Raw genomic sequence first — 23,934 nt, 5'->3', positions numbered from 1 at the left:
ACAAATATTTTAGTATGATTTTTATACGTGTAATTTAAAATATTTCGACCAAATCGTGCTTCATGTCATGCCTCTATTAAAAAATGGAACAACGCCTGAAACACAAACAATTCTAAACGTCTTGAAGGATATTGCTGACCCGATTGGGTATCAGGCTTGGCGACTCAAAAAAGTAGGACAAAAAAAGTTGTTTGGCAGTTAGTTTTTCATAAGACACAAGCCCCCTAAAAATCGCTACCAGTAGCCTTGCTCTTGAAAGTAGGCACTGCGCCTTATTTTTCAGTAGTGGTAAGCCCACTTTGGAGTAGAAAAATAGGGAAAAGGGGGGTAGTTATTGCGAAATGCGTATCTTTGTGCAAAAAACAAGGATATGCAGCACACCTCACCTATTCCCTCTGCTACGACCGAAATTTTGGCGCGTCGTCTCTTCGAAATTGAAGAATCCCAGACCCTTGCTATGGCGCGTAAGAGCCGCGAACTCAAAGAACAGGGCATCGAGGTCATCAACCTAAATTTGGGCGAACCCGATTTTCCTACCCCCGACCACATCAAAGCCGCCGCCAAACAAGCCATAGATGACAATTTTTCCTTTTATCCGCCTGTTAGTGGCTTTTTAGACCTGCGCAAAGCCATTTGCGAAAAGCTACAACGCGAAAACAACCTGCATTATAGCCCCGACCAAATCGTCGTTTCCACAGGCGCAAAGCAGTCTATCGCCAATGTGATGCTCTCTATCGTCAATCCCGAAGACGAAGTCTTGATTTTTAGCCCCTATTGGGTGTCCTATTCGGGTTTGGTACAATTAGCACAAGGCACGCCCGTTCTGATAAAGGCGAGCTTGGAGAACGATTACAAGGTTACGCCTGCCCAAGTTGCTGCCGCCATCACGCCCAAAACCAAAGCCGTTATCTTTTCTTCGCCCTGCAACCCCACAGGCAGCGTTTTTTCGGAAGGCGAACTTCGCGCCATTGCTGAGGTGCTTGCGCCCTATCCCAATATTATCGTGATTGCTGATGAGATTTACGAGCATATTCATTTTGGGACAAAACCTTTTAGCATTGGGGCAGTAGAAAGTTTGAAGGATAGAGTCGTTACTATCAATGGCATGTCGAAGGGTTTTGCCATGACGGGTTGGCGTTTGGGCTATGCTGCCGCGCCTCTTGCGATTGCCAAAGCCTGCGACAAAATTCAGGGGCAGATAACCTCTGGTGCTAATACCATTGCCCAACGCGCTGCCTTAGCCGCCCTAAGTTCCGACCTTGCTCCGACTAAGGCGATGAACGAAGCCTATTTGCGCCGTCGCGACCTTATCAAATCGCTTTTAGATGACATCGAGGGGCTAAAAAGCAATCTGCCCGAAGGTGCTTTTTACATTTTTCCCGACGTGAGTGCTTTTTTTGGAAAACAATACAAGCACTATACGATTCAAAATTCGGAAGACCTTTGTATGTATCTGCTCAACGAAGCGCACCTTTCACTTGTCATGGGAGAAGCCTTTGGCGAACCCAACTGCGTGCGCATTTCTTTTGCCGCCTCTGATGCCCATATCATCGAGGGCATGCGCCGCCTCAAAGCTGCCTTAGCCCAACTTTCTTAACGCTATTTATGAAAACCATTTTGTTTTGAAAAGTATTTTCAATTCAAAATGGTTTTCTCTATCTTGCACCTACCTTCACAAATTCAGACCCTAACACAAAGCCAAATCGCTTGTGCCTTTTGGCAAACCTCTCTTTTTTCTTTTTTTATCAAATGATATGAACGAAATTATATTCTTTGCTTCTTTTTTAGTGGGCGTAGCCTTTGTCCTGATGCTGGACTTGGGCGTTTTCTCTAAAAAATCGCACGTCATTTCCTTCAAAGAAGCTGCCGCTTGGAGTGTAGTCTGGATAATTTTGGCTCTCTCTTTCTATGCTTTTTTATATAGTAGCGGCGAAATTATCCATGGCATTAGCAATATCGCAGACCTTCAACGCATAGACGCGCTTTATGGTGAAAAGGAAGTGGAGATTATCCCAACAGATTTCGAAACAAGTTTGCAAAACTACCGCCGCAATCTTTCCCTCGAATTCATTACGGGCTATCTCTTAGAATATTCCCTTTCTGTGGATAACATCTTTGTCATCATCATGATTTTTGCCTCCTTTGGGGTGCGCGAAGCCTACTTCAAAAAAGTGCTTTTTTGGGGCATCTTAGGGGCTGTCGTGATGCGTTTTACCTTTATTTTCTTGGGTGCAGCACTTATTCATCAATTTGAGTGGATACTCTACCTCTTTGGTGCATTCTTAGTTTATACAGGTTTTAAGATGTTCAAAGAAAGCAGTAGTGGGGAAGACGAAAAAATAGACCCTCAAAATCACCCTGTTGTGAAGTTCTTGGCGAAATATTTTTCGGTTTATCCGCGCTATGTAGGCTCACGTTTTTTTGTCCGCAAAAATAGAAATACACCGCTTTATATCACGCCGCTTTTTGTCGTGGTCATTGTAATAGAAGCTACCGACCTTATTTTCGCCGTCGATTCTATTCCTGCCATTTTTGGCGTAACAAAAGACCCCTATATCGTTTTTTTCTCTAATATCTTTGCCATCTTAGGGCTGCGCTCGATGTTCTTTTTCCTTTCCAACATCATGCACATCTTCCATTATCTCAAAACAGGATTGGCGTTTTTATTGAGCTTTATCGGGCTTAAAATGCTCTTTGGGCATTGGCTCAAAGGCTACGGCTTCAAAACCGAATATTCTATCTATGTCATTTTGAGCATCTTAGCCATTAGTATTATCGCCTCTTTGCTTTTCCCTAAGAAAAAAGTAGAAGCCAACGCCTAAAATCGCTGTCCTTTTTTGCTGACAAACCCTGCACCCTTGTTGAACTTTTTTGCTTCGACAAGGGGGTTTGTTTCGATAAAAAACCTAACTTTGTTTTGCCCTTGTCGTTTTAATCGCTATCTTTGACTTATTCTAATCCTAAATAGTATTTGCTACTCACCTGCTTATGGAGTTTCTCAACCTGATAAAAGAATTTCTCACCATACTGCTCCCTGCGGGAATCGTCTTGTATGGCATGTTTTTGGTCGTAAAGTCGTTTATTGCCAAAGACCTCAATAAATCGCTCTTGGAAATAAAGGCACAAAACGCCCAAATCGCGCTCCCCCTTCGCTTACAGGCTTACGAGCGCATGGCACTCTTTTTAGAAAGAACTTCAATCCCAAACCTTATCCGCCGCCTCAATGACGGCACGATGAGTTCGGGCGAATTTCATCAAGTCTTGCTCTTCGAAATCCGTGAGGAATTTAATCACAACCTTTCGCAGCAAGTCTATATGAGCCACCAAGCTTGGCAGTACATCAAAAGTGCCGTAGAAGAAACCGTTTCTAACATCAATGATGCGGCGCGAAACATGGACGAAAAAGCCCCTGCCAAAGAGTTGGCGCGTGCTATCTTTGCCATCGAAGCCAAAAGAGAAACCAATCTAAACGAAGTAGCACTACAATTTTTAAAAGAAGAAATCCAACAAATTTTCTAATCACTAACTTCTTTTGATATGAAATCTCTCTTTTCAAACCTACGTTATGGCTTTATCCTGATAAGCCTCCTTACTTTTTTTTCAGCCTGTGGTACAAAAAGCACAACCCAAGAAACAAATAGTAGCGACACTACCGCTACCGCACCCGTCGAAACCGCGCCTGTAGAAGAAGTAGGCACAAACATCGACCCCAATAGAGAGGGCGGCTCTTTTACCATCGAAATCGACGGCAAAAGCTACCCCATCAAAACCGAACACGCCGACAACGGATTTAGCTATGATGCTGCCAATAAAAACATTACCCTGATGGCAGGTAGTGCCGACAACAACCTAACCATCACTTTGGCTGGCGGCGAATCGGGCGAATTTGTCATTGGCTCTGCTCCCGAACGCTCGGCTTCCCTTACCGTCAATGTTTCTGAAAATGGAACGCCTATTTTTGCAGGCACTTTAAGCGAAGGAAAGTTTAATTTGGAAAGTTTCAATAAAGCCGATGCCTCTGCAAAAGGTTCTTTCGAAGGAAAAACCGCCGAAGGAAAGGCACTCAAAGGCACTTTCGAGCTAAACTTCGCCAATAGAATGTAAGATTTTGCCCTGCAAGCGGCAAAACAAAAAAGCGAAAAAAAGTCGCTAAAATTTGCAAGTTCAGAAAAAAAGGCTATCTTTGCCTTTGAGATACACAATTTATACCGACATCTTTCATTTATGAAAACGCTATTTTCACAAAATTGGCTTTGGTGGCGCACACAGACTCGTGAAGAGCTGATGCCTTGCGTCCTGCCCTCTGTGAAAATAGTAAAGGAAAGCGAAAAAAAGGCGTGCTTGATTCAGATGTCGGATAGTATTTCCTAATTTTTCTGAAACGCACTTTTCGCACCTCGAAATACAGAGAACTACAAGACAAAAAAGGTCTGCTCTTCAAAGGCAGACCTTTTTTTATGTGCTTGTTCAAAAAAGTTTTAAAAATATACTTATTTATCGTAAAAAAATAAACCATGCCAATCTTACAAACCCAATCCGAAACGCATTTCTTAGACCAAATCACACCCATAGGGCTTTATCTGGCACTGCGCGACCAATTTGCAGGCTGCCTGCTTTTGGAAAGTTCCGAACACAAGGATAAGACCCAAGCGCGTTCTATCTTATGCGCCGCGCCTCTTGCAGGCATACGCCTTTTCCAAACCGAAAGCCAAAAGGTACGCATAGAAACCTTTTTGCACCAACAACTACAAAGCCAAGATTTTGAAGCCTTATGTAGTGAAAAAAGTAGCAATTTGCGCCAAATCTTACATCAGTTTTTTGAGACTTTTCAGCTAAAAGAAGACGCGCAAAAAGACATCAATGGCTTTTTCGGTTTTCAGTCTTTCGAAGCCATCAGATTTTTTGAAAACGAAAAGGCTAATTTAGACCTTGCCCTCGACAACAAAACGGACATCCTCAATTACCAACTTTTTAGATACGTAATTTGCTTTAATCATTTCAACGGTGAAGTAACTTTTACCGAAAATAAAATAGAAAACTCTCCACAAGATGCTCATTTTCAAGATATTAGCCTTTCTGATTTTATACACAAACTTTTGAAACAGAGCGGAAAAACATATCCCTTTCAGCGGATAGGTGAAGAAAAAGCAGTTCAAGACGAAAGTTATTTTTTGGAAATGGTAAAAAAGGCACAAGCCCATTGTCAGCGAGGCGATGTCTTTCAGATGGTAGTTTCGCGCCATTTTTATCAAGGCTTTCAAGGTGATGAATTTAACCTTTATCGTGCCTTGCGCCACATCAATCCTTCGCCGTATATGTTTTATTTTGATTACGGAAATTACAAAATTTTTGGTTCTTCACCAGAAGCACAAATTCGCATTGTAGGCGGAGAAGCCCTCGTAAATCCGATTGCAGGAACGTATAAAAGGACAGGAGATAAACAAAAAGATGAGCAATTAGGCAAAGCATTATTGGCAGACCCCAAAGAAGTTGCCGAGCATGCCATGTTGGTAGATTTGGCACGAAACGACCTCAACCGCCACTGTGAGCAGGTGCAAGTGCTTGAATATAAGGCAGTTCATCAATATAGCCATGTCATTCATTTGGTTTCTACCGTCAAAGGGAAGCTCGCTGCAACTACTGAAAAAGGCTTGGAAACGGCACTGAATGTTTTGGCAGATACCTTTCCTGCGGGTACGCTTTCGGGTGCGCCCAAAGTGCGTGCCTTACAGCTTTTGGCGCAATTAGAGCAAGATGCGCGTGGTTTTTATGGGGGCAGTCTTGGTTTTATAGACTTCAAGGGCGAAGTAAATCAGGCTATTTTAATTCGTTCTTTTCTTAGTTATCAAAATCAAATTCATTATCGCGCGGGGGCAGGCGTGGTCTTGGCTTCCGTTCCCGAACAAGAGTTGCAAGAAGTCGCCAATAAGTTGGGGGCTTTGAGGCGTGCCTTAGCCGAAGCCGAAAAACTCTCTTTTTCAAGCCCTAATTTGGTATAAAAAACACAAACCCTTTATTTTCAGACACTTATGAAACTTTTAATGCTCGATAATTACGACTCTTTTACCTATAATTTGGTACAACTGCTCAAAGAAAATCCTACCCATCAGGTAGAAGTACGTCGTAATAATGAAATTGATTTGAAAGAAGTAGAACTTTATGATGCGATTTTTTTATCGCCCGGTGGCGGATTGCCTCACGAAGCAGGTTTGCTTTGCCCTTTGATAGAAAAGTACGCCTTTCAAAAGCCCATTTTTGGCGTTTGTTTGGGCATGCAAGCGATAGGGGAAGTCTTTGGAGCAAAACTTTTCAATCTTGCCGCACCCCTGCATGGCATTTCAACACCAATCTTACATCAAAATACGCCGCTTTTTAAAGATTTGCCTACTACCTTTCAAGTAGGGCGTTATCATTCGTGGGCAATAGAAACAGCTACTTTGTCTTCGGAATTTCATATTTCCGCTACGGATTTGAATCAAATTCCAATGGCAATAGAACACCGCGATTTGCCCTTAGCGGCGGTGCAGTTTCACCCCGAAAGCATCTTGACCGAGTTTGGGCGTGAAATGATTGATAATTTTTTAAATCAAGTTATCCCTTTAAAAAGCAAATCGCTACAATCTTTTCATCAGCAAATACCCTTTCTTTCACACTAAAAAAAACGCCATGACCTTTCAAGACTACCTTTATTGCCTACAAAATCAGGCACAACTATCTGAAAATCAAGCCTATAATTTGATGCAACAAATTAGTTTGGGCAATTTTAATGAAGCCCAGACTGCCGCACTTATTACGCTGCTTAGTCATCGCGAAGTAGCCTTAGAAGAAATTATAGGATTTAGAAAAGCACTTTTAGAATTAAGTTTGCAAACGGATTTGCCTCAATACGAAAGCATCGACCTCTGTGGTACAGGGGGCGATGGCAAAAATACGTTCAACATCTCTACTTTGGCGGCTTTTGTAGTGGCAGCGGCAGGCTACCCCGTCGCCAAGCATGGCAACTACGGCGTGTCTTCGGTGAGTGGCTCTTCCAACGTATTGGAATATTTGGGCTATCAATTTTCGAATGATAATAGCCTGCTTATCAGGCAGTTAGAAGAACACAACCTTTGTTTTTTACATGCGCCACTTTTTCACCCTGCCCTTAAAAATGTGGCAACGATTAGAAAGCAGTTAGGTATCAAAACGATTTTCAATACTTTGGGTCCTTTGGTCAATCCTGCCCAAAATGCCAAACAGTTAGTTGGGGTCTTTCACCTCAAATTGGCGCGACTTTATCATTATATTTTGCAAAAAGAGGGAAAATCTTACGTCGTTTTGCATAGCCTCGATGGATATGATGAAATTTCACTGACAGGAAAAACGCATATTTTTTCTTCAAAAGGTGAAAAAAGTTTTTTGCCTCAAAATTTAGAGCTGAATCAATACCTACCAGCGGAACTTTTTGGAGGCGATACGGTTGCAGAATCTGCACAAATTTTTGTTAATATTTTAGAAGGAAAGGCGACAAAGGCACAGCGCGAGGTGGTCTTGGCAAACGCTGCCTTTGCAATCCAATGTTTTGAGGAGGGGCAGGATTTTGCTGATAGCTTCCAAATTGCGGCGCAGGCTCTGGATAGCAAAAAGGCTTTTTCCCTTTTAAAAGCCCTTTTAGCGTTCAAACCCAAGGCTATCGCTTTTTCTTAGTTTTTTCTAACCTTTTCTAATTTTCAAATATAAAAAATAAAAATGTTACTTGAAATTGTAAAAAATCGATACAAGATAGTAGAAAAACAAAAAATGGAGCTACCACTTTCTGTCATAGAAAAAAGTGAGCATTTCAAAAGAGCCTGTTTTTCTTTATCTGAAAAAATAACAAAATCTGCACTTAATTTTCAAATTATTGCAGAATTTAAGCGCAAATCGCCCTCGAAGGGTTTGCTCAATGGAGAGGCGCAAATCTTGCCTACGGTCTTGGGCTATGAGGCGGCAGGGGCTTGCGGCGTTTCTATCCTCACTGAAAATCAATACTTTATGGGCAAATCGGAAGACATTGCGCAGGTGCGTGCAGCGTTGCAGTTGCCTATTTTGCGTAAAGATTTTATAGTGGAAAGCTACCAAATTTTTGAAAGCAAAGCCTTAGGCGCAGATGTGATTTTGCTAATAGCCGCTTGTTTGGATAAAAAAACAATTCAAGAATTTACAAATATTGCCCTTGATTTGGGTATGGAAGTGCTTTTAGAATTGCACCAGGAGCAGGAAATTGATAAAATTCCAACGCACAATCGCGATTCGGCGATTCTTTTGGGGGTGAATAATCGCAACTTGGAAACTATGCAGGTGAGCCTTCAAAATTCTTTTCATTTGGCAGAAACCTTACATAGAAAAGGCTTGCATCAGGATAAGATTTGGGTTTCGGAAAGCGGACTTTCCTCGCCTGCCGACCTTTCAGCTTTGAAACAAGTCGGTTTTGATGCCTTTTTGATGGGAGAGCGGTTTATGAAAGATAGCCTTCCTGCGAAGGCTTTACAGGATTTATTACAGGTTTAAAATTTTATTTTATGAAAAAGAAAAAGACAAAATTATTTACCAAAGTCTGCGGCTTGCGCCAAGCCGACAACATGGCGGAAATAGACAAGTTGGGGATTGATTTCATAGGTTTGATTTTTTATGAAAAATCGCCGCGCTATGTGCTTCTAAATCAAGAACTTGAAGCGGAATTTATCCCCACAAAGGCGCAAAAAGTAGGTGTTTTTGTCAATACTGACCCGACAGAAATTCTTGCGCTATGCAAGCAGTTTCAAATTCCGATTGTGCAGCTACATGGGCAGGAGAGTGTCGCCGAAGTGCGCTTTTTAAGGCAACAGGGCTTGCGTGTATGGAAAGCCTTTGGCGTTTCGACGCAAATAGATGGCGATTTGATAAAAAAAATGAAAGATTATGTTTCGCTTTGTGAATACTTTATCTTAGATACGCAAACGGCACAATTTGGCGGTTCGGGGCGTAGCTTTGATTGGGAAAGTTTGCAAAATTATACGCTGCCACAGCCTTTTTTTCTAAGTGGAGGAATCAGTTTGCAAGATGCAGAAAGACTACAAAGCCTTGACCATCAGGCACTTATTGGAATAGACCTCAATAGTCGCTTTGAAAAGCAGGCAGGTATAAAAGATGTCAATTTGGTGGCTAAGTTTTTAAAGCAATTATATCCAAACTAATAGACCCTCAATTTTAAATTTTTTACCAACATGACAACCCAAACTCTACCCAATCAGACCTCGACAGACCCAACTTTGGCGGTTAGTGAAAGCCCTAAATCGGGTTTTTACGGCACTTTTGGCGGTGCTTTTATTCCCGAAATGCTCTACCCTAATGTAGAAAATTTGAGCAAGACGTATTTGCAAATTATCCAAAGTCCAGACTTTGAGGCGGCATATCAGGCACTTTTAGCCGATTACGTGGGACGACCTACGCCGCTTTATTTTTCGGAAAAACTCTCGGCAGCGTATCGCGCCCAAATTTTCCTCAAACGCGAAGACCTCAATCATACGGGAGCGCACAAAATCAATAACGCCATTGGGCAGGTGCTTTTGGCGGAGCGGCTGGGCAAAAAGCGCATCATAGCCGAAACGGGCGCAGGGCAGCATGGCGTGGCAACGGCAACGGCTTGTGCCTTACGCGGTATCGAGTGCGTCGTTTATATGGGAAAAATAGATGTAGCACGTCAGTCGCCCAATGTGCAGCGCATGCGCATGTTGGGTGCGAAGGTAGTGGCAGTAGAAAGTGGCAGCCAAACGCTCAAAGATGCAACCAACGAGGCAATTCGCGACTGGATAAGCAACCCGACAGATACGCATTATGTAATCGGTTCGGTGGTAGGACCGCACCCCTTTCCTGATTTAGTGGCGCGTTTTCAAGCCATTATTAGCCAAGAAATAAGGGTACAACTGCAAAAACAAGCAGGAACGGCTCTTCCGAATTACGTCGTGGCGTGCATTGGCGGCGGAAGCAATGCAGCAGGGGCGTTTTATCATTTCATAAAAGAACCAAAAGTGCAATTAGTAGGTGTAGAGGCGGCAGGTTTGGGCATAGAGTCGGGCAAAACGGCGGCAAGCCTTGCCAAAGGGACGCTTGGAATTATCCATGGCTGCAAGACAAAATTGATGCAAACCAAAGGGGGGCAAATCATAGAGCCGCACTCTATTTCGGCAGGTTTGGATTATCCGGGGATTGGTCCTTTGCATGCCCATTTGTTTGAAAGTGGCAGAGGGCGTTTTCTAAGCGTAACTGACGAGGAAGCCCTACAAGCAGGTTTGCACCTGACGCGCAGCGAGGGCATTTTGCCTGCCTTAGAGTCGGCGCATGCGTTGGCTGCCCTTTCAAAATTAGAACTAAAAAGAGAAGATATTGTCGTGGTCAATCTTTCGGGGCGAGGGGATAAAGATTTGAATACTTATTTAGAAAATTTGTAATTTTTTTAGCAGTTTTAATAAAATTAGGGACAAGGTACTGCCTTGTCCCTACATTTGAATCTTCGCCGTTGTTTGTGTCCCACAAATGACTTGCCGTTGTTTGTGTCGCACAAACGACTTGCCGTTGTTTGTGTCGCACAAACGACCATTTTTTTCTAATACGCGAAAAAATTGTATTTTTGTGTTCCTCGCCGTCGTTTGTGTTCTTACAGACGACCAATTCGCCTTTTCTTTTTTCCCAAAAATCGCCATTTTAGACATGAAGCCGAACCTGCGTTTTATCTTTTTTTTAGCGGCAAATGCGTATAAAAGCGGATTGCTGACGCTCTGTCTATGTTTCCTTTTTTTGCCACTTGCAGCACAGGAATATGATGAGAGCGATTTGAGTGAAATGCTAAAACGCGAAAAGCCTTATCAATTTATGTATCGTTTTGTGTCGCAAGATTTGCAAGAACCCATAGAGGGGGCAAGTGTCAAGATTGTAGAAAAAGAAAGCAAAGCCCCCTCGATGACCGTTACAGGGAAAGAAGGCGGCGTTTTTATTCGTCTGCCTGCTGAAAAGACTTTTTCTTTGCGTGTTTCGCACCCTGCTTATTTTACAGAAATGCTTGACTTTGATACTAAAAATGGAAAGAGTTTAGAATTAGTAGAAACGATTGCTTTGGAGCGCATTGTCTTGGGAGCGACGCGAAAAGTAGAACATTTTTATTTTTATCCCAACGATACGCTGATTCCTACCGAATGTCTGCCCCACTTAGAGCGTCTTTATCGTCTTTTGCGCTACAATCCTGAATTGCGCTTGGAGATTGCCTGCCACACCGATTCGCGTGGTGATGATGCTTACAATTTAGAACTAACTCAAAAACGGGCGGAGGCGATTGTGTTGCACTTGCAAAGTAAGGGCATTGCAGGGGAAAGATTAGTGGCTAAGGGCTATGGCGAAACCCGCCTTGTCAATCAGTGCGCCAACGACATCAAATGCACCATGCGCGAGCATGAGCAGAATAGGCGCGTAGAATATACCATTATCGGAATTTGATTTTTAATATAAAATAACAAAAAATACGCATAGCCTTAAAAGCTATGCGTATGGATACCCAAAAAACGATAAAATTACATATTTTTGATAATTTCCTGCCCAAATCCTGAACAAGAAACCAGCGTTGCGCCTTCCATCAGACGCTCGAAATCGTAAGTAACTCTTTTAGAGGCAATCGCCCCTTCTAAGCCTTTTGTGATAAGGTCGGCGGCTTCCTGCCAGCCCATATACTCAAACATCATCACACCTGAAAGAATGACAGAGGAAGGATTGACTTTATCCAGACCTGCATATTTGGGCGCAGTGCCATGGGTGGCTTCAAAGATAGCCGAGCCATTGACGTAGTTGATGTTGGCACCAGGGGCAATTCCGATACCGCCCACGATGGCAGCTAAGGCATCAGAGATGTAGTCGCCGTTTAGGTTGAGCGTTGCCACTACGGAATAGTCGGCAGGGCGGAGCAAAATTTGCTGCAAAAAGGCATCAGCGATAGAATCCTTTACCAAAAGTTTGCCTGCTTGTAGGGCTGCTTTTTGGGCGGCATTGGCGGCATCTTCGCCTTTTTCGGCTTTGATTTTGTCGTATTCTACCCAAGTAAAGACCTTATCACCAAATTCGCGTTCGGCAAGTTCGTAGCCCCATTTTTTGAAGCCGCCCGAAGTGTATTTCATGATGTTGCCTTTGTGTACGATAGTTACAGAGGGCTTTTTGTGAATCAGAGCGTACTCTATGGCTGCGCGTACCAAGCGTTCTGTTCCTTCAATAGAAACGGGTTTGATACCGATAGCAGAGGTTTCGGGAAAGCGGATTTTGTTTTTCACGCCCAAATCGTCCTGTATAAACTTGATGATTTTTTTCGCGCCTTCGCTTTGGGCTTCCCACTCGATACCCGCATAGATGTCTTCGGTATTTTCGCGAAAAATGACCATATCGGTTAGTTCAGGCTGCTTGACAGGAGAAGGAACACCCTCGAAATAGCGCACAGGGCGCACACAAGCATATAGGTCTAATTCCTGACGCAAGGCAACATTGAGAGAGCGAATCCCACCGCCGACAGGGGTAGTAAGGGGGCCTTTGATGCCCACTAAGTATTCTTTAAAAATGTCTAAGGTTTCTTGTGGTAGCCACGAACCGACAGTATTGAAGGCTTTTTCGCCTGCCAACACTTCCTTCCATTCGATTTTACGGCTGCCGCCATACGCCTTTTCTACGGCTGCTTCAAAGACGGCTTGTGAGGCTTTCCAGATGTCTGCCCCTGTGCCATCGCCCTCGATAAAGGGAATGATGGGGTTGTTGGGAACGTTTAGTTTTCCGTTCTGAATTGTTATTTTTGCTCCTGCCATTTTTCTGTTCTGTCTGATAGATGAAGATAAAATTTTCAACGCGCAAAGGTATAAACTTTTGTAGGCAAAAGAAAAGCGGAAATGCAAGAAAAGCGGCTCTTTTTTAGAAAGTTCGTTAAAATGGAATAGCTTTTCGATAAAATTTCTATCCAAAAGTGCAAAAGCAGGCTTTTTGTCTAAAAAAGGAGCGCGAAACCTATCCGAAGTAGCTTTTTTGCAGGATAAGCCGCCCCGACTTAGGAAAATTGCCAAATAAAACCTAACTTTGAAACCTAAACCCTATTTTTATTTTCTGTTTGATTTTCTTTTCTGTTTAGGCTACCCATCTTCTATGAGTTTTGAAAAAAACACCTATCGCGGCAATGAGCCTTTGCGTCCCAATCATAGCACCTCAACGGCTTCACAAACGTCGCCCACACGCTTTGCGTTCTTGGCTGCCTTGCAAGACCGCCGTTTGCGCTTGCTCTTGGGCTTGGGTCTGATTGCTTTTTCGCTCTTTTTGCTCCTCTCCTTTGTGTCTTTCTTTTGGACGGGAAAAGCCGACCAAAGCATAGCCGAAAACTTTTTTAGCACCCTGCCCACCGAGGCAGGCAGAGAAGCCGAAAATTGGGTAGGGCTGACAGGTGCGTTGCTTGCCCATCTCTTTATTTATTCGCTCTTTGGGGTAGGTTCGCTGCTCATTTTGCCGTCGCTGCTTTTTTATGCAGGTTGGATTTTTGCTTTCGGATACCAATGGCGCAAGTTTCGTATCATTAGCATACCCTCACTTTTTTTGCTTATTTGGGGTAGTATTTTATTAGGATATGGGGTCTATCTTTTTGATAGTCAGCCACAATGGGCATTTTTCTGTGGCAGTTTTGGCTATCATGTGGCAGCCCTTTTGAGCGATATGATAGGCGTAGGCACGCCTTTATTGCTTATTTTTTCGGCAGCCCTTTTTGGTTTCTTCTACAAAGAAGAATGGAATAGCCTTTGGCAAGATTCCCAACAAAATTTCCAAACCCTGCGCAATTTGGGAAGCCGCAAGACCGAACAAGCGCGAAAAAATCCTGCCTTTGACCAAGACGACCTCCCTTTCGAAACCCAAAAGACGCGAGCCACAGCAGAAAAAAACAACACCGATTTACAAGAACAGGATAGTACCCAAAATCCGAAGAAGGAAAGAAGCCCTGCAAATCCTGATAAAAAGGCTGCTCTTTTTACTCAAAATCCGCTATTGGGTCAGAATGAAAAGCCACAAAAGGCACAAGACGACAACAAGAATCCTATAAAATCGCTTGACAATCAGCAGGGCAATCCGAAAAATAAAACAGAAAGTAAGTCAGAAAATAAAACAGAAAACAAATCTAACCCCAAAAAAGACACCACCACACGCCCCATTTCTACGCCCGAAAATACACAAAAGACGGTAGATAATGTTGAGAAAGCAGGTCAGAAAAAGCCAGAAAAGCCCTTAGAGGAAGATTTTGTAGGCAAAAAAATAGGCTTTCAATCCAAAGAAACTACCCCAAAAGATTTGCCCAAAACGGAAAAAGGAAAGGGCTGGCTTAGTGGTATTTTCAACCCCAAAAAGGACGAAGAGCGCGAAAAAGAACCCACTTTCGAGCAGCAATTAGAAGCCCAAATCAAGGAGGCACAGGAAGAGCCAACTCAAAATCCGACCGCTAATATTGTCAGGGAGGCAAACGAAAAAGTCAATGCCCAAAGTGCGCCCGCCGAATTTACCCTCAAAAACAGACCAAAAGAGGATTTTCCTACCCAAGACGATGAGGCAGAATCCGCCACCGACGAGGAAGCCGCCGCTTCGCTTTTGGTGCAGCAAAAGCCTCAAATAGAGGAGAAAAACACAAAGAAACAGCCCGAAGTGCCTGTTTTTTATCGCGACCCACGCGGCATTTTGAAGGACTACCAACTCCCGCCTACTACCATTTTGGAAACACATGGCGCAAAGCAAGTGCCGATAGATAGGGAAGATTTGGAAAACGTCAAGAATAGGATTGTTCAGACGTTGGAAAACTTCAAAATTCGCATCAAAAAAATAACGGCAGAGGTAGGGCCTACTGTTACGCTCTACGAAATTGTACCTGCCGAAGGGGTCAAGATTTCCCAAATTCGCAACTTGGGCGACGATATTGCCCTTAATCTTTCCGCTTTGGGGATTCGCATTATCGCCCCTATGCCGGGCAAAGGCACTATCGGCATAGAAGTACCGAATAAAAACCGCGAAATTGTCCCTTTTAGGGCGTTAGTAGAAACGCCAGCTTTCCAACACACCAAAAAAGAACTACCCCTACTTTTGGGTAAAACTATCTCCAATGAGGTCTTTGTAGCCGACCTAACCAAGATGCCGCACCTGCTTATTGGCGGCGCAACGGGGCAAGGAAAATCGGTAGGTATCAATGTCATTTTGGCATCTTTGCTCTACAAACGCCACCCCGACGAAATAAAATTCGTCATGATAGACCCTAAAAAGGTAGAGTTTTCGCTTTTTTCAAAGTTAGAGAAACATTATTTGGCGCACTTGCCCAATACCGACCCTATCGTTACCGACCCTGCTATGGCGGTCAAGACCTTAGAAGCACTTTGCAAAGAAATGGACTTGCGCTACGATTTACTTCGCGATGCCGATTGTAGGAATGTACGCGAGTACAATGCTAAATTTTTGGCAGGGCTTTTAGAAGAAGACCAGCATCATCGCTTCCTTCCTTATATCGTTTTGGTTATTGATGAGCTTGCCGATTTGATGATTATTGCAGGAAAAGCCGCCGAAAAACCCATTGCGCGTTTGGCACAGATGGCGCGTGCCATAGGGATTCACTTAGTTGTCGCGACCCAACGCCCTTCGGTTAATGTCGTAACAGGGATTATCAAGGCAAACTTCCCTGCGCGTATGGCTTTCCGCGTAACTTCCAAAATAGATTCGCGCATCATCTTAGATGCCAGCGGTGCAGAGCAACTTATCGGACAAGGCGATATGCTGCTTTCCAATGGTTCAGACATTTTACGACTACAATGTGCCTTTTTAGACACCCCCGAAGTAGAAAGCGTCTGTAAATATATCGCCGAACAGCAGGGCTTCCCTGCCGCCTATCCCCTGCCAGAGGACGAACCCGAAGAGGAGGAAATGGAAGAGGGTGAAAATGATGTGTTTTAGCTTGTATGCTGATTTAGATATTCAATTTATTTCGTATCGCAAAGGGCAGACCTGCGCGATACGAAATTTTTGTTTTTCTAAGCGATAGACTTTACACTACTTAGGGCTTGATTTTTAGGAAAAATGCCAAAGTTCCTTTTAGTAGGTTGTGCGCTCTATTTTCAAACACTGTTTGAATGGCATTTAAACCCCAAGGGCGGCTCTTAGCTTTCTGTGCCAAGTCAGATTTTTATTGAAGTTAGGATAAATCTCCTCTTCAAAAAGCGTTTGCACGTCTTGTTTGATGTCCGTTTCTAAGGTTTGGATAATTTCCTCATACTCGGTTTTGAGGTCGCCTTTTTCTGCACTGCTTTTTATATCAGCTACCCAAAGGGGGTGAAGGGTAAAGCCGAAGTTAAATTCGGGGTGACTAAGAATACAAATCGCACCTTTTTTCAGGTTGCGGGCATCAAAGAGCCAAACTTCGCGCAAATAATTTAGCCCTTCGCCTTCTTCTTCTATGCCATTTATCATGGTGGTAAAGAGATAGCCATCTGTGCTGGGGTCGTTTTCGGGGTCTGGACTTTCTCTTTTTCGTGGCACAAATTGTATCGCGCCTAAGGTGTAGTTGGGCGGAAATTGGTAGTAGTCCTCGATTTCCATGCGCTCGGTATTAAGGCGTGCGATTTGCAACGGAATCCCCTTTTCGCTATAAGCCTTGACCTTTTCAGCCTCTACAATACGATTGGGATAGTCTTTATAGAGTTGGTAGATGAAGTGGGTAAGGCGGCGTTGTTCGAGTGCGCCAAATTGCCAATAGATATTTTTAATTTCCTCAACGGTTTTGTGTGGAGAAATAAAGTCGCGAAAGGTATAAAAGCCTGCTAACCAAGTGTGCGCTCCCAAATCTTGGGGCGGCTCTTCGCCCTCGAAGGGGGGTTCGGTGGCTTCGAGTGCCTCCAAATTGCCCGTTTTATGGATAAGGGTTTGCGATTTAATGGTCGCCGTTTCGCCGTCGATGACTATTTTTCCTACCCTACCTACGTCCATCGAGCCTACACAGAGAATACCCTCTGTCCCTGCTTCTATTGGGCTTTCGGGAAATAGTTTGTCGTAATAACGCACCCATTCAGCCAAACAAGCGGCGGCATTGGAGGCAGTATAAAGTGTGATGAGATTTTGGTCGTTGTTGTAATTGGCGGTAAAGTGTATAAATTCAGGCTCTAAGGTGATTTTTTTCGCCACAACGGTCTGATTTTCCGCTACCAAATCGCTTCTCTTGATAAGATAAAGGGGGGTATTTGCCATCTGCGGTTTGGTCGTGAGTTGGCGTAGGAAGGCGTTTATTTTTTCGTTGTTGGGAAAAGGGTTGTTCATCAAAACATCTAAGGAGAGTTTGAAGGCGGCATCTATCAAAATGATGTAGTCTTGGCTCAAACTTGTTTGGTGCATGCACTGCCAGATGGTGATATTTTCGCCTTTTTCATCTACGATACGCCAGCGTTGGTGGCGGTTGCGGTCGGTAAAGCGCAATAGGTAGAGCGAATCTTGTAGAGTGGTCTTCTTTTTAAAAAGGCGCATCATTTTTTCGAGCCACCAGTGGAGTAGGCTTTTTCGGTTTCGTTGCGCAATTTTCTTTTCTACTCTTTTAAAGAAGCGTTCAAAATTGGGCTTGGCAGTGTTTTCGCCTTCGGCTTCCATTTCTGCAATCGCCTCCTCTATGAGTTTTTCTACTAAGTCGGGATTGCGGCGTAGTAGCAGTAGCACCCCTGAAGCCTCCAAAAGTGTCTTGACGGCTTTGGTATAATTGACGGTAAAAAATTCCTGTGTCTTGGGGTCGAAAGTTGGGTGTGCAGTGCCTTGTATCAGTTTGAAGACCCATGGCACGATAGGCGGAGTGGCGGCTACATAGTCTTTGAGTTTGCCCAAAGGCTGTGTTACCTGCAAAGTTTGGGCATCAAATTCATAGGCACGCCCTAAATCGGCGGTAGCGAATAGGCGCACATAGTCGTCATTTTTAAACTTGACGGGAATAACGGCAGTGCCAATTTGCTCGGCAGCACCTAAGGCAAAGGATAGGCGTGCAATGCCCATATTGCGAAAACCAAAAAGTTTGTGTAGGCGCGTGCCGTACTTGGTCGCCTCGTCTGCATAGTAGGAGGGGGGCTTCAATAAATTCGATTGCAGGCTAATTTTGCCCACTTCATTGAGGTCGAATTTGAAAATATAGCCTGCGCCCCCTAAAATAGGGGAACTGTACTCCTGATTAGGGCTGCCGTCGGGGTGTGTCTTGGGGTAGGGCAGGGCAGAATTGACCGTACCGTTGGGCGTATTGATAAAGACATAGCCATATAAATCGTCGGGTAGTGCGCCCGATTTGACCTCTAAGGTCAGTTGAAGGCTCTCGCGTGTGGAAGAAACCAAAGGGCGTTTGGGGTAAGCATCTGTCTTATGGATAGGTGTTGTGTGTATTTGGTTCATTTTTGTAGGATAGCTAAAAATAAGAAAGTCGTAGGAAAGTGCAAGCAAAATAAAAGTCAGACGCTAAGATATTGTTTTTACTGCAATTTTTAGCAGTCTGTTCTATCTTTTTTACGAAAAATAAAACAACCCTAACAAGGAGAGGCAGTAAGTCATACTTGCGAAGCTGAAGCTTCGCGCTACTATGATAGCAGTAATGTTAAATTCTAAAAATTAGGTTCGAATGTAGGGACAAGGCATTGCCTTGTCCGAAGTGCGATTGAAATAAAAAAGGGGCTTGGGTTAGGTTTCCCCGCTCTTGGTAGAGTACAAAGACGCAACAAAGGCGAAGAAATGAGTCTTTAACCTTTTGTTTCAGTTAATTTTAAAATTTGTTCTAAATTTTTTATTTTATCTTCAAGTAATACTATTTTTTCTTTTAAAAATATATTTTCGCTTTCTATTCTTTGATATTCTTTGGGAAAATTTTGGTGAATGGTATAGTGAAATCCTGAATTTCCACCTGTTTGTGTGCCTATGTAATAGGTGTTTTTTTCACCCAAACTTAATAGCTCAAAGATATTGCTATCTAAAACTTCTGCTATTTGTTCCAAACGCTTGATGCTCAAATTTGGCGTTTTGTCTTGCTCTATTTTGGCGTAGCCATTTGTAGTCATTTCGAGTAAGTCTGCCATCACTTCTTGTGAGTAGCCTTTTCTTACCCTTAACTCCTTGATTTTTTGTCCTATGGTCAAATCTTTTTCGGTATTCATCTTGAAAGTTGGTAAAAAAGTGAATAGTAGTTTGTAAGAACCAACAGCAAATATAGATAATTTTGCAATGTTAAACAAGGAAAAAAAAATTGTTTAAATGCGGAAGCCGAAAAGCAAGAGAGTAGGCAGTCAAAAAACAATCCTTCTTACCATGAACAAAAATTATCTTCTAACTCTTATTGGCTCTTTGGTATTTATGTTCCTTTTCACTTCTGCGACAGCTCCATCTATTAAAAAAGAGGAGAAAAACAGTAAAGATTTCGTTAGAAAAGTTGAAACTCCTCTTAATCTTGTTGTCGAAGATAAATCTTCTGCAAAATCTTTAAATAATAAAGAATTAAAGAAAATAGCAGAAAATGTTAAGGGAGAAAAACTTACTTTTAAAGAAAAAGTTGCATTAAAAGTTTTTGGAAAAAAAATACAAACTATCTCTAAGCATGACAAAAAAACCGCAAATAAGGGTGAAAAGTCGCAAACAGTTGCTCTTATCCTCGCTGTTTTTTTGGGAGGTCTGGGAATACACCGTTTTTACTTGGGCTACACTTGGCAAGGAATTGTACAACTATTAACTGGTGGTGGTTGTGGCATTTGGGCTATCATAGATATAGTTCGTATTGTTATGGGAACATTGAAGCCTAATGGCAAGCCTTACGATAAAACGTTTGATATTTAATATTTTTTTTACAAAAAGAGTTTATTATTTTTAATAAACTCTTTTTAAATAAAAATAAAATGTATTGGTCTCTTATAAAACTTACTTGCAGGGTTATTATTTCTATTGTGCTGTTACTTTTGCCAATAGATTTTTTTGATACAGGCGATTCCATTTGCCTTTCAGTTGTCTTTTTTGACACGGAATGTTATGCTTGTGGCATGACAAGTGCTTTCATGCATTTTTTAAATGGAGATTTTGAATCTGCGTTCGCCTATAATATGCTGATTTTTATCGTCTTTCCACTGATAGCTATGCTTTGGATTGTGGAGGCGTATAAAGAAATCAAAGTAATACGAAAAAATATTTACAAATAAATATGAAATTAATGAAAAAAAAGTTTATATTTCTTTTTTCTATTTTTTTGCTTTTAATAGCCTTTAACGTGGAGGCTCAAAGAAAAGGTGAGAAAAAAAAACCAGAGTACACACGCAGTAATGCACGTTTCAATTTTTTTCCACTGTTCATGGGGCGTTTATCCGCAAATTACGAGTATCAAAGCAATAAAAACAGTCTTAACGCCAATGGAAATTGGGGCTTTGCTGGAAGATGGCGTGGTTTTTTAGTTGCTTCAAATTATAGGCGTTATTTTCACCCTAAACGAACTTCTTTTTTTCTTGGATTAACTGCAAACTTTTCGGACTATTATGAAACCATAGAGTTTTTAGATGAACAAGAGCAAAAGCAAGACACTAAACTACGCGGTCAGGCTCTCCTTATAGCACCCAATTTGGGGTTACGAATTAGAATTTTAAGACTTATTAATATTACGGGGCGTTTTGGTTACTCTAATCCTTTTATTCTTCGCTACACAGCAGGAAAAATTGAAGTGCCAAACTTTGATTTAGATGGGTATAAACGTGATTTTCGTATTCGCTCTGCTTTTGACGGCGAACTTTCTTTGGGTATTCATTTCTGATAAATTACCTTTTAGTTGTCGCAGCCACTGTATAGTTTAGTAGAAAAATAGAAAAAGCTAACTACTTAGTAGTTAGCTTTTTTAGTTTTAATTTAAAATTTTTAGTATTTAATAATTTTTTCGCTTTTAAAACCCTAAAAGATATTGTAACCTAATCCCATAGAGGCGTGTGGTGGTTCTGCCTGCAATGGTATAAACGCCTAAGGCAATAGGCGAGGTGTTGTTGATAGAAAAGACGATACCGCCATGCAGATACACGCCCTGCACCGTTTCATTGACTTTGAGTACGCCCCATTGGTCTTGCACGCGAAAACGCGTGTTATTCAGTCCATAGCCTGCTCCTAAGTAGCCGCCAATAAAACCCTCACTGCGCTTGGTCGCTCCTAAGCCAAAATTAAAAGTTGGTACAAGTGCCACTTCATAGCCTGTTTCGAGGTAGTTTCTGCCGAAATTGTCGCTATAAAAACCAATGCCAAAGCCGATAGGCGCGTTGAGCGAAAGTGATAAATAATCACCCCCTTCTAAAAGTTGAAGGCGCGGCTGATAGGTGAGCATCGAAATCGTATTCGAGGTATTGGGGTAGGTAGCAATGGTATAAGTAATGCCCAATTGGTGCATCAGTTGTAAAGGGCTTTCCGATTTTGACTTTTTAGATAAAGAGCTTTTGGTTTCAAAGTTGGTTTCTTCCTGCGCCAAAAGTGCGTAATTTTGTAGGCATAAAAAAATAACGCAAAGGCTTAGGAGGCGAAAAAAGTGCGGTGCAGCCGTCATTTTCATAGTCGTTTTTGTCTTTGTGTTCATAGTACGGAACGGGGAATAAAGATGATTTTTTCCTTTCCTACCTACCTCTAAGTAGGGCTTTTTTGGGGTAGGAAAGGCTTATTTTTACCCAAAATACGCAAAAAATGAGATTTTGTGGCAGCAGGGCGAAATTTTTTATCTTTTTTAGCTACTAATAGGGGGCTTACTCGAAATACAGCTTCTATCAAGATAGGTATTCCAACTCAAAACCTTTCCAAGTTTCACTTCATTTATGCTACTGATGAAAAAAATCTCTGCCTTCGCCCTTTCGCTGTTCTTGTTTTGCGCCTATGCAATGCAACTTTCGGCGCAGATAGACCGCAGCAAAGCACCGCTTCCCAAGCCTGCTCCCACGATTGAATTGGGCAAATACGAATCTTTCACCTTAGAGAACGGCTTGAAAGTCTTTGTGGTAGAAAATCACAAATTGCCGCAAGTATCTTTCTATCTTTCCTTCGATATGCCCACTTTTGCAGAAGGCGATAAAGTAGGGGCTACCGACCTTATGGGTGCTTTGCTTCGTGCAGGCACAAGCAATCGCAGCAAAGACCAACTCGACGAAGAGATTGACTTTATCGGTGCTTCTCTCAATGCAGGCGCAGATGCCGTCTTTGGAGGCGCACTTACCAAAAATGCCGACAAACTGATGGAACTCATGGCTGATGTTGTCTTGAATCCTACCTTTCCCGAAGAGGAATTGGAAAAGGAAAAAAGCAAGACCCTTTCAGGCTTGCAAGCCACTGCCACAAATGCAGAGGCAATTATGGGCAACGTCAAAAAAGTAGTCAATTATGGCACAGCGCACCCTTACGGCGAGGTCATGACCGAAGAACACGTTAAAAATATTTCGGCTGCCGATTTGAAAAAATTGCACCAAACCTATTTCAAACCCAATATTGCACACTTAGCCATTGTGGGCGATATCGATTTGAAAACGGCAAAAGCCTTAGTAGAAAAATATTTGAAGGGTTGGCAAAAAGGCGAAGTAGCGCGTCCTACTTTTCAGACCCCCAAACGCCCCGAAAATACACGTGTCGTAGTAGCAGATAAGGCGGGCGCAGTGCAGACGGTACTTTCTATTTCCTATCCGATAGAATATAGCCTCAAAAGCGACGACTATTTTGCTGCCATTCTGATGGCTGAAATCTTGGGCGGCAGCGGTTTTGGTGGTAGAATGATGCAAAATCTTAGAGAAACCAAAGCCTACACCTATGGTGCGTATAATAGCCTTGCTTCCGACCGTCTGATAGGCTCTTATTCGGCAGGCGCAAGCGTCAGAAATGAAGTTACCGATAGTGCCGTAGTAGAATTTTTGCATGAAATGGAAAAAATTGTCAAAGATGGCATTTCAGAAGATGAACTAAATCGTGTCAAAAGCACACGTTCAGGTGCTTTCGCTCGTTCTTTGGAAAGCCCTTTTACGGTTGCTTTGCAGGCAATTAACACCGAAAAATACGGCTTGCCTAAGGATTTTTATATCAATTATTTGAAAAATCTAAACGCCGTAACAGTAGAGCAGGCAAATGCCGCTGCCAAAAAATATATCCTACCCAAAAATGCCAATATCTTTGCCGTAGGAAAAGCCTCTCTTTTAAAAGAAAAATTGGCGCGTTTTGGCGAAATACTCGAATATGATGCTTTCGGAAAACCCGTAGTGGCAGCCGATATGAGCGCAGCAGGCGACATGACGGCAGAGGGCGTTATCGAAAAATACATCAAGGCGATTGGTGGCAGAGAAAAATTAGAGAGCATCGAATCGCGCACGATGGAAATGAACGCCAAAATTCAGGGAATGGATATGGCAATGAAGATGATTACGACAAAAGACGGCAAGTCTTTTTCAAGCCAGAGCGTCATGGGCATGCAAATGAAGCAGGTCTATAACGGCACAAAAGCCTTAGTAGATACCCCACAAGGCAAACAAATCATCGAAGACGAAACCGAATTGGCGAAAATGAAAGAAAGTTCAGTGCTTTTCCCACAACTTTATTACGCAAAAAATGGTACAAAACTCACCCTCAAAGGCGTAACCAAAGTGGAAGGACAAGACGCTTACGAGGTAGAGGTCAAGACCCCCGCAGGTTCGGAAGGCGTAGAATATTATAGCACCGAAACAGGGCTGCTGATTCAGTCCGTAGATGCCGACAAAGGCACTGTCTTTTCCGACTACAAAGAAGTGGAAGGCGTAAAAATCCCGCACAAGGCGCGTATGGGTACGCAAATGGGCATGATGGAGGCGACTATCACCAAAATCAAGTTCAATGAAAAGGTCGATGCCAAAATCTTCAACATCAAGTAAAAGTCAA

General features: G+C 42.7%; 22 protein-coding genes. 18 read left to right on the top strand and 4 right to left on the bottom strand.

The features are described 5' to 3' along the window. Positions 1-67 precede the first annotated feature (67 nt). From G500_RS26450 to G500_RS0109765, 13 genes are all read left to right on the top strand, one after another. A complete protein-coding gene (locus tag G500_RS26450; RefSeq protein ID WP_281169320.1) occupies positions 68-202 on the top strand; it encodes a hypothetical protein in 135 nt (44 codons plus the stop codon). Between the two features lie 168 nt (positions 203-370). Then, positions 371-1,597 (top strand): pyridoxal phosphate-dependent aminotransferase, encoded by a 1,227-nt coding sequence (locus G500_RS0109830; RefSeq protein WP_051203419.1) that lies wholly within the window; start codon positions 371-373, stop codon positions 1,595-1,597. 157 nt (positions 1,598-1,754) lie between these two features. Next, positions 1,755-2,822 carry a TerC/Alx family metal homeostasis membrane protein gene (locus G500_RS0109820; protein WP_027002437.1) on the top strand — a complete coding sequence of 356 codons (1,068 nt, stop codon included), beginning with the start codon at positions 1,755-1,757 and terminating at the stop codon, positions 2,820-2,822. A 166-nt stretch (positions 2,823-2,988) separates the two neighbouring features. Further along, positions 2,989-3,519 (top strand): DUF7935 family protein, encoded by a 531-nt coding sequence (locus G500_RS0109815; protein ID WP_027002436.1) that lies wholly within the window; start codon positions 2,989-2,991, stop codon positions 3,517-3,519. An 18-nt stretch (positions 3,520-3,537) separates the two neighbouring features. Continuing rightward, positions 3,538-4,104 (top strand): hypothetical protein, encoded by a 567-nt coding sequence (locus tag G500_RS0109810; RefSeq protein ID WP_027002435.1) that lies wholly within the window; start codon positions 3,538-3,540, stop codon positions 4,102-4,104. Positions 4,105-4,224: 120 nt separating this feature from the next. After that, positions 4,225-4,371 carry a hypothetical protein gene (locus tag G500_RS25700; protein WP_154657111.1) on the top strand — a complete coding sequence of 49 codons (147 nt, stop codon included), beginning with the start codon at positions 4,225-4,227 and terminating at the stop codon, positions 4,369-4,371. 143 nt (positions 4,372-4,514) lie between these two features. After that, positions 4,515-5,999 (top strand): anthranilate synthase component I family protein, encoded by a 1,485-nt coding sequence (locus G500_RS0109800; RefSeq protein ID WP_027002434.1) that lies wholly within the window; start codon positions 4,515-4,517, stop codon positions 5,997-5,999. A 30-nt stretch (positions 6,000-6,029) separates the two neighbouring features. Continuing rightward, positions 6,030-6,656 (top strand): anthranilate synthase component II, encoded by a 627-nt coding sequence (locus G500_RS23115; RefSeq protein WP_051203418.1) that lies wholly within the window; start codon positions 6,030-6,032, stop codon positions 6,654-6,656. A gap of 10 nt (positions 6,657-6,666) precedes the next feature. Further along, entirely contained in the window at positions 6,667-7,686 is a 1,020-nt protein-coding gene (gene trpD, locus G500_RS23110; RefSeq protein ID WP_051203417.1) for an anthranilate phosphoribosyltransferase, read from the top strand. A 42-nt stretch (positions 7,687-7,728) separates the two neighbouring features. Further along, positions 7,729-8,529: an indole-3-glycerol phosphate synthase TrpC gene (locus G500_RS0109785; RefSeq protein ID WP_051203416.1), complete on the top strand. Its 801-nt coding sequence runs from the start codon at positions 7,729-7,731 to the stop codon at positions 8,527-8,529. 11 nt (positions 8,530-8,540) lie between these two features. Further along, on the top strand, positions 8,541-9,194 hold the full coding sequence (locus tag G500_RS0109780) for a phosphoribosylanthranilate isomerase (protein ID WP_027002432.1): 654 nt from the start codon (positions 8,541-8,543) through the stop codon (positions 9,192-9,194). Positions 9,195-9,224: 30 nt separating this feature from the next. Beyond that, a complete protein-coding gene (gene trpB / locus G500_RS0109775) occupies positions 9,225-10,448 on the top strand; it encodes a tryptophan synthase subunit beta (RefSeq protein WP_086047868.1) in 1,224 nt (407 codons plus the stop codon). A 181-nt stretch (positions 10,449-10,629) separates the two neighbouring features. After that, positions 10,630-11,487, top strand: a complete 858-nt coding sequence (locus G500_RS0109765) for an OmpA family protein (RefSeq protein WP_211220151.1) — start codon at positions 10,630-10,632, stop codon at positions 11,485-11,487. Between the two features lie 74 nt (positions 11,488-11,561). Here the strand turns inward: G500_RS0109765 and icd are convergent, their stop codons facing one another. Next, a complete protein-coding gene (gene icd, locus G500_RS0109760; RefSeq protein WP_245574479.1) occupies positions 11,562-13,082 on the bottom strand; it encodes an NADP-dependent isocitrate dehydrogenase in 1,521 nt (506 codons plus the stop codon). Positions 13,083-13,161: 79 nt separating this feature from the next. Between icd and G500_RS25025 the strand changes: the two genes are divergently transcribed. Beyond that, complete coding sequence (locus tag G500_RS25025) at positions 13,162-15,984, top strand: DNA translocase FtsK (protein WP_245574478.1); 2,823 nt, start codon at positions 13,162-13,164, stop codon at positions 15,982-15,984. Positions 15,985-16,167: 183 nt separating this feature from the next. Here G500_RS25025 and G500_RS0109750 read toward each other — a convergent pair whose 3' ends face one another. After that, the gene (locus G500_RS0109750) at positions 16,168-18,444 is read right to left on the bottom strand and encodes a carotenoid oxygenase family protein (protein ID WP_154657110.1); all 2,277 of its coding nucleotides are present in this window, start codon (positions 18,442-18,444) and stop codon (positions 16,168-16,170) included. A 341-nt stretch (positions 18,445-18,785) separates the two neighbouring features. Next, entirely contained in the window at positions 18,786-19,274 is a 489-nt protein-coding gene (locus G500_RS25020; protein WP_154657109.1) for a helix-turn-helix domain-containing protein, read from the bottom strand. A 73-nt stretch (positions 19,275-19,347) separates the two neighbouring features. On the opposite strand from G500_RS25020, the gene G500_RS25510 reads away from it, so the two are divergent. From G500_RS25510 to G500_RS0109730, 3 genes are read left to right on the top strand one after another with little or no spacing between them, the layout of a single operon-like run. Continuing rightward, positions 19,348-19,869, top strand: coding sequence for a TM2 domain-containing protein (locus G500_RS25510; RefSeq protein ID WP_211220150.1), 522 nt, complete (start codon positions 19,348-19,350; stop codon positions 19,867-19,869). 59 nt (positions 19,870-19,928) lie between these two features. Further along, positions 19,929-20,225 (top strand): DUF2752 domain-containing protein, encoded by a 297-nt coding sequence (locus G500_RS23090; RefSeq protein WP_035756911.1) that lies wholly within the window; start codon positions 19,929-19,931, stop codon positions 20,223-20,225. Between the two features lie 2 nt (positions 20,226-20,227). Continuing rightward, positions 20,228-20,827: a hypothetical protein gene (locus G500_RS0109730; RefSeq protein ID WP_035756908.1), complete on the top strand. Its 600-nt coding sequence runs from the start codon at positions 20,228-20,230 to the stop codon at positions 20,825-20,827. A gap of 126 nt (positions 20,828-20,953) precedes the next feature. Here the strand turns inward: G500_RS0109730 and G500_RS0109725 are convergent, their stop codons facing one another. Beyond that, positions 20,954-21,628: a hypothetical protein gene (locus G500_RS0109725; RefSeq protein WP_161626114.1), complete on the bottom strand. Its 675-nt coding sequence runs from the start codon at positions 21,626-21,628 to the stop codon at positions 20,954-20,956. Between the two features lie 241 nt (positions 21,629-21,869). Here G500_RS0109725 and G500_RS0109720 point away from each other — a divergent pair, with 241 nt between their 5' ends. Further along, on the top strand, positions 21,870-23,927 hold the full coding sequence (locus tag G500_RS0109720; protein WP_027002424.1) for an insulinase family protein: 2,058 nt from the start codon (positions 21,870-21,872) through the stop codon (positions 23,925-23,927). The last annotated feature ends 7 nt before the right edge of the window (positions 23,928-23,934 follow it).

The organism is Hugenholtzia roseola DSM 9546 (assembly GCF_000422585.1).
GTDB classification, from domain to species: domain Bacteria; phylum Bacteroidota; class Bacteroidia; order Cytophagales; family Bernardetiaceae; genus Hugenholtzia; species Hugenholtzia roseola.
The sequence above is the reverse complement of the archived record's forward strand: the minus strand, read 5'-3'. Positions and strand labels throughout refer to the sequence as shown.